Annotated in this window: 10 protein-coding genes and 1 pseudogene; 6 read left to right on the top strand and 5 right to left on the bottom strand. The window is 65.2% G+C overall.

Annotation, left to right across the window (positions count from 1 at the left end):
• Window positions 1–576 precede the first annotated feature (576 nt).
• Entirely contained in the window at window positions 577–1,410 is an 834-nt protein-coding gene (locus AC1D1F_RS24415) for an IclR family transcriptional regulator (RefSeq protein WP_477696612.1), read from the bottom strand.
• A 145-nt stretch (window positions 1,411–1,555) separates the two neighbouring features.
• Here AC1D1F_RS24415 and AC1D1F_RS24410 point away from each other — a divergent pair, with 145 nt between their 5' ends.
• From AC1D1F_RS24410 to AC1D1F_RS24400, 3 genes are read left to right on the top strand one after another with little or no spacing between them, the layout of a single operon-like run.
• Window positions 1,556–2,557 (top strand): tripartite tricarboxylate transporter substrate binding protein, encoded by a 1,002-nt coding sequence (locus AC1D1F_RS24410; protein ID WP_477679021.1) that lies wholly within the window; start codon window positions 1,556–1,558, stop codon window positions 2,555–2,557.
• Window positions 2,558–2,591: 34 nt separating this feature from the next.
• Entirely contained in the window at window positions 2,592–4,118 is a 1,527-nt protein-coding gene (locus AC1D1F_RS24405) for a class I adenylate-forming enzyme family protein (RefSeq protein WP_477696613.1), read from the top strand.
• Between the two features lie 17 nt (window positions 4,119–4,135).
• A complete protein-coding gene (locus tag AC1D1F_RS24400; RefSeq protein WP_477696614.1) occupies window positions 4,136–4,930 on the top strand; it encodes a citryl-CoA lyase in 795 nt (264 codons plus the stop codon).
• 38 nt (window positions 4,931–4,968) lie between these two features.
• Here AC1D1F_RS24400 and AC1D1F_RS24395 read toward each other — a convergent pair whose 3' ends face one another.
• Window positions 4,969–5,433 (bottom strand): hypothetical protein, encoded by a 465-nt coding sequence (locus AC1D1F_RS24395; protein ID WP_477677765.1) that lies wholly within the window; start codon window positions 5,431–5,433, stop codon window positions 4,969–4,971.
• A 58-nt stretch (window positions 5,434–5,491) separates the two neighbouring features.
• Here AC1D1F_RS24395 and AC1D1F_RS24390 point away from each other — a divergent pair.
• The 3 genes and pseudogenes from AC1D1F_RS24390 to AC1D1F_RS24380 all read left to right on the top strand — a co-directional run.
• Window positions 5,492–5,770 (top strand): annotated as a pseudogene (locus AC1D1F_RS24390) (IS21 family transposase); the annotation flags it as partial.
• Window positions 5,771–6,345: 575 nt separating this feature from the next.
• Window positions 6,346–6,672, top strand: a complete 327-nt coding sequence (locus AC1D1F_RS24385; protein ID WP_477677764.1) for a helix-turn-helix domain-containing protein — start codon at window positions 6,346–6,348, stop codon at window positions 6,670–6,672.
• Between the two features lie 21 nt (window positions 6,673–6,693).
• Window positions 6,694–8,028, top strand: a complete 1,335-nt coding sequence (locus tag AC1D1F_RS24380) for a type II toxin-antitoxin system HipA family toxin (protein WP_477677763.1) — start codon at window positions 6,694–6,696, stop codon at window positions 8,026–8,028.
• 22 nt (window positions 8,029–8,050) lie between these two features.
• Here the strand turns inward: AC1D1F_RS24380 and paoC are convergent, their stop codons facing one another.
• Genes paoC through paoA form a run of 3 tightly spaced genes read right to left on the bottom strand, consistent with a single transcriptional unit; the run spans window position 8,051 to window position 11,858 of the window.
• Window positions 8,051–10,261 (bottom strand): aldehyde oxidoreductase molybdenum-binding subunit PaoC, encoded by a 2,211-nt coding sequence (paoC, locus tag AC1D1F_RS24375; RefSeq protein ID WP_477677762.1) that lies wholly within the window; start codon window positions 10,259–10,261, stop codon window positions 8,051–8,053.
• Complete coding sequence (locus AC1D1F_RS24370; RefSeq protein WP_477677761.1) at window positions 10,258–11,214, bottom strand: FAD binding domain-containing protein; 957 nt, start codon at window positions 11,212–11,214, stop codon at window positions 10,258–10,260. The genes paoC and AC1D1F_RS24370 overlap by 4 nt, the downstream gene beginning before the upstream one ends.
• Window positions 11,211–11,858 (bottom strand): aldehyde dehydrogenase iron-sulfur subunit PaoA, encoded by a 648-nt coding sequence (paoA, locus tag AC1D1F_RS24365; protein ID WP_477677760.1) that lies wholly within the window; start codon window positions 11,856–11,858, stop codon window positions 11,211–11,213. Before paoA ends, AC1D1F_RS24370 begins: the two co-directional genes overlap by 4 nt.
• Window positions 11,859–12,512: the final 654 nt, after the last annotated feature.

Raw genomic sequence — 12,512 nt, 5'->3', positions numbered from 1 at the left:
CATCCTCGGGCGAAAGCTGTTGCGGGTGGCGTTTGCCGTCTGGAAGACGGGTCAGCCCTGGGATCCGGCCAAGCTGCTGCCGAAAACTGTTTGACAACAAATATAGAACCTCAAACAACGCGATCCCTGATCCGCCTACGTCTGCGCTCCTCGGCCCAGCCAGGACGGGGCAATCGGGAACGGGGAAAGAAAGAAGACAGAAAACGGAAACACAAAGAAGACAAATACAAACAAGGACTCGCCAAGGCGAGTCCTTGTTTCTTAGGTATTGGTATTCCTTCCCCACCCCTTGTGGATGCGCCGAGGAGCGCAGGGCCAGACGGATCAGGGATCGCGTTGTCTGAGCGAAGCGAGTTTAGCGAGACCCCGTCTGGACCGAGCACCGCAGGTTGCCCGTAGCGAAGCGAAGGGACGCAGCAACCAGGGTCGCCTTTTCTTTTGCTTACTTTTCTTTTGGCGAAGCAAAAGAAAAGTGAGTAGCCGCCGGGCTACCCCCGGCCAGCAACACTCAGAAGAGCGCACACCGCCGGAGCAAGACCCGGCGTCAACGCCGCATCGCAATGTTCTACGAGCGGCCTACAAGCCCTCGGGGAGCAGCACCCCAAGCGCCTCCCGCATGGAACGAACAATCAACCCCTGCCTGGCCCGAGGCATCCTCTCCATAGTAGAAGCCACACTGATCGCAGCAGCCGGGCTGCCATCCCGCCCAGCCACAGCCACGCCCACAGCCAGCACCCCCTCAGTAGCGTGATTCCCAATCACAGCCCACCCCCGTTCCCGCGTGGCGCGCACCAGAATCCCCATCCGCTCCGGCGTCATGCCGCCATAACGCCCCAGCACCGGCGCATTGGCGGCAATCACTGCCGCCGCGTCTTCTTCGGGCAGCGCGGCCAGCAAGGCCAGGCCGGCTGCGCCCACGCCCAAGGGCTGGCGTGTGCCGACCTGGATCACCAGCATCTGCACCGGGTGGGTGCCGACCTGGCGTGCGATGCAGTGCGAGGCCGCGCCCTCGCGCACGATGGCGAAGGCCGCGTCGCCGCAGGCCTGGCTCACGCGCGCCAGCACCGGCTGCAGGCGCGCCGCAAAATCCGAAGGTGAAGGCGGCGGCGCCTGCAGCTGCGCCAGGCGCGGCCCGGCGACATAACGGAAGCGGCCGCGCGGCGCGACATAGCCGGCCTCGAGCAGCGTCGCCAGCAGGCGGTACACCGTGGCGCGCTCCAGGCCCGCCGCGCGGCACAGGTCGACCACGCGCAAACCTTCACGGCCGCTTTGCAGCACGGCATCCAGCAGCTGCAGGCCGCGGCGCAGCGTGCGGCTGCCGCCGTCGTCGGCTGATTCAACCGGCTCGGCTGCTTCGATGACATCAGAGGAGGCGGAGGATGCTGAGGATTTTGAAGAGCGAGAGGCCATGGCATGGGACTATAGAACGTCCGCTGGCCGGACGTTCGGGTTTGTCGCGCGGGACGGCCTGGTCAAGAATTTCCCCCTGTTGCCGGCCCAGGCCCGGCACAAGCACCGCACACGCAGCGCATACCTACAACAGGAGACATATACCGTGAATTTGCAGAACACCCCTTTCCGCCGCCGGCTCGTCCTCAGCGCCCTTCTTGCCGCCCTCGCCTTCACGGCCGCCCTGCCCGCCCAGGCCCAGCCCGCAGCAGCCTGGCCCAGCAAACCCATCAAGCTGGTCGTCGGCTACGCGGCCGGCGGCGCTACCGACGTGATCGCGCGCATTGTCGCGGTCGAGCTCGGCAAGCAGCTGGGCCAGCCCATCCTGGTTGACAACCGCGCGGGCGCCAACAGCAATGTGGGCGCCGAGGTCGTCGCGCGCGCGCCGGCCGACGGCTACACGCTTTACGTCTACACCATCGCCAACACCATCAATGCCTCGCTCTACGACAAGCTGGGTTACGACCCGCTGAAAGACTTCGAGCCCATGGGCCTGATCGCCAAGGTGCCCAACATCCTGGTGGTGAATCCGCAGCTGCCCATCAAGACCCTGGCCGACTACGTGAGCTTCGCCAAGTCCTCGCCCAACGGCATCACCTTCGCGTCGGCCGGCAGCGGCTCGTCCATCCACCTTTCGGGCGAGCTCTTCAAGATGGCGGCCAAGGTACCCATGCTGCATGTGCCCTACCGCGGCAGCGCGCCCGCCGTGACCGACCTGCTGGGCGGCCAGGTGCAATCCATGTTCGACAACGCGCCCTCGGCCCTGCCCCATGTGCGCGGCGGCAAGCTGCAGGCGATTGCCATCACCAGCCCCCAGCGCTCGCCGCTGCTGCCCGAAGTGCCCACCGTGGCCGAGTCGGGTTTCCCGGGTTTTGACGTGCAATCCTGGTTCGGCATCGCCGGGCCGGCCGGCACGCCGCAGGCCGTGGTGACGCGCGTCAACACCGAGCTGCTCAAGGTGCTGGCCCTGCCCGAGGTGCGCCAGCGCCTGCTCAACCTCGCGGCCACGCCCGAGCCCGGCACGCCCGCGCAGATGCGCAGCTGGACGCTGTCGGAAGCCAAACGCTGGCGCGAGGTCGTCAAGCAGTCCGGCGCGCGCGCTGAATAAGCAACCAGCAACCCCGCAAGAGAGAACACCCCGCATGAACCCGATTGATTTTTTCTGGCGCACCGCCGAGCGCTGGCCCGAGCGCATCGCCATCGACGCGCCCGAAGGCACGCTGCGCTACGGCGCGCTCGCGGCCTGGGTCTCGGCCCTCGCGGCCGCACTGGTCGAGCGTGACCCGGCCCCGCAAAGCCGCGTCGCGATCTGCGCCGGCAACAGCAGCGAACACATCGCCGCGCTGCTGGCCGTGCTGGCCTGCGGCAAGGTGTGGGTGCCGCTGAACCCCAAAAGCACACGGGGGGAAGTCCGCCGCATCGTCGACGCGACCGAGCCGTCCATCCTCGTCATGGACGCCGATGGCGCCCCGCTGCTCGAGGGCGCGCCCGGCCAGCGCATCCACTGCGGCGTGGTCGGCAATGACGGGACGCCCAACATCGCCGCGCTCAGCGCACGGCACGCGGGCGCGCCACGCCCCAGCTTTATCCTGCCGCCCGAAGCCACCCAGGCCATCAAGTTCACCGGCGGCACCACGGGCGCGCCCAAGGGCGTGATGCAGACCTACCGCGCGTGGATGGCCAACATCACAAACCAGATCAACGCCTGGGGTTTTGACGAGCATGAACGTTATGTGGTGGCCGCGCCCGTCACGCACGGCACCTCGACTTACCTCTTGCCCGTACTGGCCCAGGGCGGCCGCCATGTGCTGCTGGCCGGCGCGGGCGCCGAGGCGGTGCGCGCCGCCTTCAAGGACAAGGGCGGCACCGTGAGCTTCATGCCGCCCACGCTGGTCTATATGCTGATGGCCCTGCCCGGCGCCTCGCGCGCCGACTTCCCGAATCTGCGCCGCCTGATCTACGGCGGCGCCCCCATGCCGCCTGAAAAAATCCGCGAAGTCCGCAACTTCTTCGGCCCGGTGCTGGGCACCACCTACGGCCAGACCGAGGCCCCGCAAATTTTGACGGTGATGCGGCCCGAAGATTTTGAGGACGAACGCAACTGGGCCGCCGTGGGCCGCTCCACCTGGTTCAGCGACGTCGCCATCATGGCGCCCGGCGGCAAGCTGCTGCCCACCGGCGAGGTCGGCGAAGTCGTGGCGCGCGGCGACCTGCTGATGTCGGGCTACTGGCGCCTGCCCGGCCTGAGCGCCGAAACCATCGTCGACGGCTGGCTGCACACCGGCGACCGCGGCCTGATCGACGAGCGCGGCTACCTCTACCTCAAGGACAGGCTCAAGGACCTGGTCATCACCGGCGGCTTTAACGTCTACCCCGTCGACGTCGAGAACGCGCTGGGCCAGCACCCCGCCGTGCATGAATGCGCCGTCTTCGGCATCCCCGACGACAAATGGGGCGAAGCCGTGCACGCCGCCGTGCAGCTGCGCGCCGGCCGGCAGGCCACAGCCGCCGAGCTGATCGCCTTTGTGCGCGAACGCCTGGGCCCGGTGCAGACACCGAAGCTGATCCACTTCCACGACACCCTGCCGCGTTCGCCGGTCGGCAAGGTCCTGAAAAGCGCCGTGCGCGAACAAGCCCTGGCCGCCGCTGCGGCGACCGCGGCTGCCTGATGAATGAAAGACTTCCCATGACCAGCGCCAAAAAGTCCCAAGCCAAACCCGTCACCAGCCTGTGCACCCACACGCTGACCAGCCTGCGCTACCGCAACGCCGACCTGGTCCAAGACCTGATGGGCAAAAAGACGTTCACCGAAGTCATGCTCATGCAGATCCTGAACCGCACCCCGCGCGGCGTAGACCTGCGCATCACCGACGCGGTGCTGATTGTCTTGATGGAACACGGCCTCACCCCCAGCGCCATCGCCACCCGCTTGGTCTATATGAGCGCCCCCGAAAACCTGCAAGGCGCAGTGGCTGCCGGCCTGCTGGCCGTCGGCAGTTCCTTCGTCGGCACCATGGAAAACTGCTCAGGCCTGCTGGACCGCATTGCATCGGCCGCAGACCCAGAAGCCGAAGCCTTAACCATCGCCCAACATTACAAAAACCTCAAAAGCCCGATACCTGGCTTCGGCCACCACCTGCACAAACCGGTAGACCCGCGCGCCTACAAGCTGCTCGATTTAGCCCGAGCCGAACCCGAACTGGCCGGCGACAAGATACGCGCGCTGGAGCGGCTCTCGGCGGCGGTTGATGCGGTCGCGGGCCGGCCCATCACGATCAATGCGACCGGGGCTGTGGCGGCGTTGCTGGGGGAGATGGGGGTGCCGACTGCCGTGATGCGCGGCTTTGCCGTGATTTCGCGTGCGGCGGGGCTGGTGTCGCATATCGTCGAGGAGCAGAGCAGTCCCTCGGGGCGGTTTATTTGGGAGACGGTGGAGGGGGCGGTTCCGTTTGTGGGGGGAAATGCCCAGGCGGAGACTTGACGGTTGTTCGGTTTAGCGTGCCTGAGGACGTGGACTTTTCACTCCTCGGCGCCTGGAGCCTTTTCATTTCGCGCTCTCCTCGCGCGATTTCTATCGTCAGCTACTTTGACCTCTTCTAGGGAGGTGGGAATTGCATCGTGAACAGCTTCTGTAAGCACGAACGATTCCGAGAGAACACTTGGAAAACTTAGGTTGTTCGGAAGAGCTACTGTGTATGGAGGCGAAGCGCCGTTATATGACTTCAAATAACTAATAACATTTTGCATAGATGCTGAAATCAACTGCAAAAGTTCTGCCAATTCTTCGAGATTCCAATTCACGCTGTGACGCTTAGCCAGACGACTGCGGTTACCTTTGGCGGGGCTACAAGCCCTATCTATGACATCAAAGCTCGTGCCAAATCGACTCCCGCCAATGGTGATTTCCTTTGGTTCAGTGTCAGTAGGGTTTACAGCCTGTTGAATTCCGTCGAAATCTGATCCACTTAGCGCAGTAATTTCCATCCAAAACTGACCCACGTAGGCACTACCCTGCTTGTTTTAAAAGCAGGGGAAATTAGGAGTGATAGACGTGGCGACATTGAATGTCATCAGGCGATGGGCATTGAGGGATCAGATGTCCATCCGCGAGATCTCAAGGCGTACAGGCCTGGCTCGCAACACAGTGAAGAAGCACCTGCGATCGGAAGAGAGCGAGCCTAGCTACCAAAGGCGGGCAACCCCTAGCAAGCTCGATCCCTACGCCGAGAAGCTGGCCACCTGGCTAGTGACCGAGGCAACAAAATCGCGGAAACAGCGGCGCACTTTGAGGCAGATCCACACAGACTCAGCCCAAAAAGGAGAAAACCAAGAACTTATCCACATCGTGAGCACCTTCTGCTCACAAAGAGTGTGGGTCAATATTCGATGGAAAACTCGGGTCAGACTTCAGTGCAATTCAACACCTTCATGTCAAAACTGTACTCTGGCGTCTTCCTAAGCCCTCTTCTTAAACATCCCAGAAGCCCCACTGGCCGCCCGAATCTCATCGGCCGTCGCCTTCAAGGCCTCGGACAACTCCTCCATCCGCACCAGCGGCCCAGCAATCGCGGCCACGCCTATTTGCCCAATATGAGTGGACAACTCCCTTCAATGGACAATCAAAAGCGGCGCCGGCCAAGCCTGTAGCCCGCGCCCTGTAGTCCCCGAGGAACAAAGCCACCAGTTCCCCGCGCATACGGTGCACAATCAGTGCGGCGCCACTGGTAGCACCACAAATCCCATATAAACACCTATATTTGGATATACAAATCATTTAATGATCCATATTTGGTTATTTCTGAAAAATTGATTGATGAATTTTGACTAAAAACAGATAATCATCTTTATTTGGCACTTTAATTAATTTAAACAGTCATATTTAGATAGTTATTTCTCATGACACCAAGCCCTTTACCCGTTGACCGGACCCTCCAGCGCCTTGGCCAGAACATCAGCCTGGCGCGGCTGCGCCGCAACCTCTCCCAGGCAGCGTTGGCGGAGCGCATAGGCGCGTCGGTGAACACCGTGCGGCGCATGGAGGCGGGCCACCCCGGTACCGCGCTGCAACACCTGGCGCGAACCCTTCAGGTGCTGGGCGGGCTGGGGGCGCTGGACCAATTGCTGGACACACAGCAAGACGCCATTGGCCTGGCACTGATGGATGAGAAGGTGCCGCGCCGCGCGCGCCTGCCCAAGGCCAGGGCCGATAGCGGCGCTTTCTGATCTGCCCCCAAGGAAGCACCCATGGCCACCCTCAAAAAATCCAGGACACCCGAGCCAGTCGGCAAGGCGGAGCTGGATGTGTTGATCGGGCGCGACGAGCTGCCGGTGGGCAAGCTGGTTTATGTGAAGTCCGGCCAGCGGGAGTTCTCGCAGTTCGCGTATGCGCCGGCATGGCTCACGCAAGCGCGTGCGTTTGACATCTCTACAGACCTGCAACGGGTGCAGGGCTTCCAGGCCCGAAAAGCCCCCGGCAAGGACGACTCCTGCTTCTTCATGGCCTTGGCGGACACCGAGCCGGACGCATGGGGCCGCCGGGTGATCGCGCGGGCGCATGCGAAAGAGCGCAAGGACAACCCGGCGCTGGGTGCCCTGACGGAGCTGGACTACCTGTGCGCGGTGGACGACTTTAGCCGTATCGGCGCGCTGCGCCTGCACGATGCGAAGCGAGGCTACCTGCGCGTCACCGAAGAAGGCCAGCGCGCCACCCCGCCCCTGCTGGAGCTTGAAAAAATACTGAGCGCGTCGCGCGCGGTGGAGCTCAACAAGGAATCGGCCGCCGACCTGAAGTACCTGCAGGGCAAGGGCACCTCCCTGGGCGGGATGCGCCCGAAGTGCACGGTGGTGGACAGCGACGGCTGGCTGGCCATGGGAAAGTTTCCGAGTGTTCAGGACGAACGCAGCGTGACGCGCGGAGAGGTTTTGGCCTTGCGCCTGGCGGAAAAGGCCGGCATTGACACCGCCAGGGCGCGCGTGGTGATGGTGCAGGGCGAACCGGTGGCACTCATCCGGCGCTTTGACCGCACCGCGGACAACGGGCGGATTCCTTATATGTCGGGCGCGACCTTGCTGCAGGCCGCCCGCAATGACGAGCGCGCCTACGCGGAAGTGGTGGACGCGATGCGCTCCAAGGTCGTTGAATTCGCCAATGACACGCGGCAACTCTGGCGCCGGCTGGTGTTCAACCTGCTGATCACCAACGTCGACGACCACCTGCAGAACATCGGCTTCCTGTATGTGGACAAAAACCTGTGGCGCCTGGCGCCGGCGTTTGACCTGAACCCCTTCCCGGACAAAGAGCGTGAGTCCAAAACCTGGTTGACCGAGGACACGGGGGCCATCACCTCGGTGGGCCAGTTGCTGGCGCAAGCCGCGCGCTTTGAACTGGCGCCCGCGGATGCCCTGCGCATCCTGGCTGAAGTGGTGACGGCGGTCGTCCAGTGGCGGACTGTCGCCGTTTCAAGCGAGGTGGGCCTTTTGCCCAGGGAGCTTGAGGACTTTGCGCCTGCCTTCGAGCATGCGGAGCTTGAAGAAGCGAAGGGTTTGGTGGCTTCCGCGGGGCCTATTCCCGCGGCATGACGGGGCTTCTGCGCTCCGGCCCTCAATCCACCGCAGGCAAGCGCTCCAGCAGCTTGTCGAGCGTAATCGGATAATCCCGAACCCGCGCGCCAGTCGCGTTGTACACCGCATTGGCAACTGCAGCGGCAATCCCACAAATCCCAAGCTCCCCCACCCCCTTGGCCTTCATAGGCGAGGACATAGGATCAGTCTCATCCAGGAAGACCACCTCCTGGTGCGGAATGTCGGCATGCACCGGCACCTCATAACCCGCGAGGTCGTGGTTCACAAAAAAGCCATGGCGCTTATCGACCACGAGTTCTTCCATCAGCGCGGCGCCGACGCCCATGGTCATGGCGCCTATGACCTGGCTGCGCGCGGCCTTGGGGTTGAGGATGCGGCCTGCGGCGCAGACGGCTAGCATGCGGCGCACGCGGATCTCGCCGGTGGCGGCGTCCACACCCACTTCCACAAAATGCGCGCCAAAAGTCGACTGCTGGTATTTTTTGTCGAGGTCGCCGTATTCCATGAAGTCTTCGGCCACCAGGCCCTTGTCGCCGGCGATCTGCGCGAGCGGGATGGAGCGGCCGCCGGCGTGCAGCATGCCGTCGGCAAAGACCGCGTCGGGTGCGGTGATGCCGGCGCTTTGGGCGATGGTTTCGCGCAGCTTCATGCAGGCGGCGTAGACGCCTGAGGTGGAGCTGTTGGCGCCCCACTGCCCGCCGGAGCCGCAGGAGACCGGGAAGGCCGAATCGCCGAGGCGCACCAGCACTTTTTCGAGCGGCACGCCCATGGTTTCCGCGGCGGTCTGTGCGATGACGGTGTAGCTGCCGGTGCCTATGTCGGTCATGTCGGTTTCCACCGTGACGATGCCGTTCTTGTCGAGCCGCACGCGCGCGGCGGACTTCATGGTCAGGTTGTTGCGGAAGGCAGCGGCGACCCCCATGCCGACCAGCCAGCGGCCCTCGCGCACCTGCGCGGGCTGCGCCTTGCGCCGGTTCCAGCCGAACTGCTCGGCGCCCAGGCGCAGGCATTCAACCAGGCGGCGCTGCGAAAAAGGCCGGCCGGCCTGCTCGGGGTCGACCTGGGTGTCGTTGCGGACGCGGAACTCGATCGGGTCCAGGCCCAGCTTCTCGGCCATCTCGTCCATGGCGATTTCAAGCGCCATCAGGCCGGGCGCTTCGCCGGGCGCGCGCATGGCGTTGCCCTCGGGCAGGTCGAGCACGGCCAGGCGCGTGGCGGTGAAGCGGTTGGCGCTGGCGTACAGCAGGCGCGACTGGTTCACCGCGGTTTCGGGCTGGCCTTCGGGCAGGTCGCCGGACCAGCCCTCGTGCGCCATGGCGGTGAGCTTGCCGTCGCGGCCGGCGCCCAGGCGTATGCGCTGGATGGTGGCCGGCCTGTGCGTGGTGTTGTTCGCCATCAGCGGCCGCTGCAGCGCGACCTTGACGGGGCGCCCGGCCGCGCGCGCGCCGAGTGCGGCCAGCAAGGCGTCGGCCCGCACCCACAGCTTGCCGCCGAAGCCGCCGCCGATAAAAGGCGAGACCAGGCGCACGTTCTCTTTGGGGATGCCCAGCGTGGCGGCCATGTCGCCGACGCTCCAGTCGATCATCTGGTTGGCCGTCCAGAGCGTGAGCTTGTCGCCCTGCCAGGCGGCCGTGGAGGCGTGCGGCTCCATCATGGCGTGCGACTGGTCGGGCGTGGTGTAGGTGGCGTCGAGCTGCACCGGCGCGGCGGCGAAGGCGCCCGCGAAGTCGCCGATTTTGGACTCGGGCGTGCCGCCGAAGTCGGAGGCTTTGGCCAGCGGTGCGCTGGCTTTTGCGGCGGCCAGGTCGAACTTGCCGGGCGTGCGCTCGTACTGGATTTTGATCAGCTGGGCGGCGGCGCGCGCCTGCTCGAAGGTCTTGGCGACGACCACCGCGAGCGCCTGGTGGTAGTGGTCTATCTCGGGGCCGCCCAGCAGCTTGGCGGTATTGAACCTGCCCTTGCCGAGCTTGCCGGCGTTGCGCGCGGTGACGATGGCCAGCACGCCGGGCGAGGCGCGCGCCGCGTCCAGGTCCATGGAGGCGATACGGCCCTTGGCGATGCCGGCGCCGACGATGTAGCCATAGGCCGGGTCGGGCACGGCGTCGTGGCGCTCATAGGCGTAGGGCGCGCCGCCGCTGGTCTTGAGCGGGCCGTCGATGCGGTCGGTGGGTTTGCCGATGACCTTGAGCTGGTCTATCGGGTTGGTGGTGGCGGGGGTGTCGAATTTCATGCTGCGCTCCTTGCCTGGGCCAGCACGGCGGCGAGCGTGCGCTCGACCAGGGTCAGCTTGAAGGCGTTGTCGGGTGTGGGCTGGGCGCCGGCCAGCAGGCCGGCGGCCACGGCCTTGGCGCCCTGCGGCATCGCGGCCTCGGCGGCCTCGACGCGCCAGGGCTTGTGCGCCACGCCGCCCAGCGCGACGCGGCCAGCGCCGCCGGGCTGCACGATGGCGGCCACGGAGACCAGCGCGAAGGCGTAAGAGGCGCGGTCGCGCACCTTGCGGTAGATGTGGGTGCCACCCACCGGCTTGGGCAGGCTCACCGAGGTGATGAGTTCGCCGGACTCCAGCGCGGTCTCGATGTGCGGCGTGTCGCCGGGCAGGCGGTGGAAGTCGGCAATCGGGATGACGCGGGCCTGGCCGTTGGGCCGCACGGTTTCCACCGTGGCGTCGAGCGCGCGCATAGCCACGGCCATGTCGCTGGGGTGGGTGGCGATGCAGGCCTGGCTGGCGCCGAGGACCGCGTGCTGGCGCGTGTGGCCGCCGATGGCGCTGCAGCCGCTGCCGGGCTGGCGCTTGTTGCAGGGCTGGTCGGTGTCGTAGAAATAGGGGCAGCGCGTGCGCTGCAGCAAGTTGCCGGCGGTGGTGGCCTTGTTGCGCAGCTGGGGCGAGGCCCCGGCCAGCAGCGCACGCGACAGCACGCCGTAGTCGCGCCGCACGCGCTCGTCGGCGGCCAGCGCGGTGTTGCGCACCAGCGCGCCTATGCGCAGCCCACCCTCGGGCGTGGCTTCTATCTTGTCGAAGGCCAGGCCGTTGACGTCCACCAGGTGGGCCGGCGCCTCGATCTGCAGCTTCATCAGGTCCAGCAGGTTGGTGCCGCCGGCGATGAACTTGGCGTTGGCATGGCGCATGACGGCCTTCGCGGCCTCGGCCGGGGTGCGCACGCGCTCATAAGTAAAGGGTTTCATGTCGCCACCCCCGCGACTTCGGTAATCGCCTCGGCGATATTGGAATAGGCGCCGCAGCGGCAGAGGTTGCCACTCATGCGCTCGCGCAGCTCGTCGGCCGACAGCACGGGGCGGGTGTTGAGGTCGGCGCTGACGTGGCTGGGGACGCCGCGCCGCATCTCATCAAGCATGCCGACCGCCGAGCAGATCTGCCCCGGCGTGCAGTAGCCGCACTGGTAGCCATCGTGCTTGACGAAGGCCGCCTGCATGGGATGCAGCTGGCGCGGCGTGCCCAGGCCTTCGATGGTGGTGACCTTGGCACCCTCGTGCATTACCGCCAGCGTGAGGCAGGAGTTGATGCGCTGGCCGTCGACCAGCACGGTGCAGGCCCCGCACTGGCCGTGGTCGCAGCCTTTTTTGGTGCCGGTCAGGTGCAGGTGCTCGCGCAGGGTGTCGAGCAGCGTGGTGCGGGTGTCGAGGTTCAGCGTGTGCGCCTTGCCGTTCACCTCGATCGTGACGCGGGCGGTGGGTACGGTGCCGGCGGTTGCGGAAGGGGGTTCAGTGGCGGCCATCGTGTCCTTGGGAAGTGAGCTGACGGCCGCCGAGGCGGCGCCCGCAATCAGCAGGCCTCGACGGGAAACCGTGAGGGGGTCGGGATTGTTCATGGGGGGTCACCTTTGTGATTAGACCAGCTAGGGAAAGGTTGAGCATCCGCGTGGGTGGGGATCTCCTTTGTAGGACTGTGGCTTAGGGTGTGGTCGGTGGCGGTTACTCCGGGGCTGCGCCGCCGTGGCCCTGGGGTTATGTGTCGAAGCCCGGTCTTGCTCCGGCGGAGTGCCCTTCTCTTGATCTTGCTGGCCGGGGTTGCCGGCAGCAACTCACTTTTCTTTGCTTCGCCAAAGAAAAGTAAGCAAAAGAAAGGCGACCCTGGTTGCTGCGTCCCTCCGCTTCGCTGCGGGCAACCTGCGGTGCTCGGTTCAGGCGGGGTCTCGCTAAACTCGCCTTCGGCTCAGACAACGCGATCCCTGATCCGCCTGAACCTGCGCTCCTCGGCGCATCCACAAGGGGTGGGGAAGGAATACCAATTACCGAATGCAAAGAAACAAGGACTCGCCTTGGCGAGTCCTTGTTTGTATTGGTCTTCTTGGTATCTTCTGTCCCCGCTCCCGATCCCGATTGCCCCGTCCTGGCTGGGCCGAGGAGCGCAGACGTAGGCGGATCAGGGATCGCGCTTGTCTGAGCGAAGCGAGTTTGCGCGAGACCCCGCCGTAGTCGAGCACCGCAGGTTGCCCGAAGCGAAGCGTAGGGACCCAGACTGC

The sequence above is a fragment of the Polaromonas sp. P1_H6 genome (genome assembly GCF_056405195.1).
Note: the sequence above shows the minus strand (reverse complement) of the source record. Positions and strands in the feature narration are given on the sequence as shown.